The following is a 260-nucleotide window of genomic DNA, read 5'->3' as shown; positions in this document are numbered from 1 at the left end:
AAAGCTAAAATCGTAATTATTAAAATTGTAATCTTTTTAATTTTCATAGAGTCTCATTTTCAAAAATCATTTTCGTTTAACGAATAAACAATTAAACGGTTAAACAAAAATTATTGATTATAACCGAAACGTTTCAGCATATTAGCATTACTTCTCCAATTTTTGTTCACTTTTACATAAAGTTCGATGTGAATTTGTTTTCCGAAGAATTTCTCCAAATCAGCACGAGCGTCTGTTCCCACTTTCTTCAAAGCAGCACC

The 260-nt window shown here is 29.2% G+C and carries 1 protein-coding gene; it reads right to left on the bottom strand.

The window, feature by feature from the left end:
- Positions 1-110 precede the first annotated feature (110 nt).
- Positions 111-260 (bottom strand): KH domain-containing protein (locus tag ACWA1B_RS22965; protein ID WP_456910957.1); only part of this gene is annotated, 150 nt, incomplete at its 5' end.

This window comes from Flavobacterium xizangense (assembly GCF_054075145.1).
The sequence above is the reverse complement of the archived record's forward strand: the minus strand, read 5'-3'. Positions and strand labels throughout refer to the sequence as shown.